This window comes from Pseudoalteromonas sp. NEC-BIFX-2020_002, assembly GCF_013002825.1.
In the GTDB taxonomy this organism is placed as follows: domain Bacteria; phylum Pseudomonadota; class Gammaproteobacteria; order Enterobacterales; family Alteromonadaceae; genus Pseudoalteromonas; species Pseudoalteromonas neustonica.
In genome coordinates this window covers 1-555 of the sequence record NZ_JABEPJ010000056.1, presented here as the reverse complement: position 1 = coordinate 555, position 555 = coordinate 1, and the positions used below count along the sequence as shown (strand labels likewise).

The following is a 555-nucleotide window of genomic DNA, read 5'->3' as shown; positions in this document are numbered from 1 at the left end:
TGTTGTAGTTGAGTGTGGGTATTAAAAATTCATATCATAATGCCTCTTTTATCCATGTTTGATCTGAATACTCAGTGTTATCTTCCATAAACCTAAACCAGCTTAAATAATTCTCAATGTAGTCTGTACCAATGCCATTAAAACGTCTTAACCATGCCTTCCAGCGCATCATATAATTATTAAGTGTTTGGATATGGTAAATACCTTCTACCACTCTTTGGTTATCCAAGCCAATCAAGCGTTTATGGTCAATATCGAGTTCTTTAGCAATACCTTTATACGATAAGTTTCCATCAGTACAAAGCACAGAGCCTGATGATAATAAAGGCTTCAATTGTGCTTGAATATTTTCTTTTGTATTTCGCTCTAAAACCTTGTGAGATATAGCACCACTACGATCAAGAGCAATGAAAATAGGAACTTTTTCGATTTTTCCACCACCACGTTTACGGGACTTACGGTTAATAACCCTCTTACCTTTAAAAGATTCTGGTAAAGATGTTTCATCAGCTTCAATAACACCCGTTAGTACTGAAGGATTAAAGCTGGCAGGGG

Annotated in this window: 1 protein-coding gene; it reads right to left on the bottom strand. The window is 36.0% G+C overall.

All coding sequences use genetic code 11. The annotated features are described in order from the left end of the window. Positions 1–34: 34 nt before the first annotated feature. On the bottom strand, positions 35–555 hold a 521-nt coding region (locus tag HJP15_RS21645), incomplete at its 5' end, for an IS1595 family transposase (protein ID WP_170174639.1).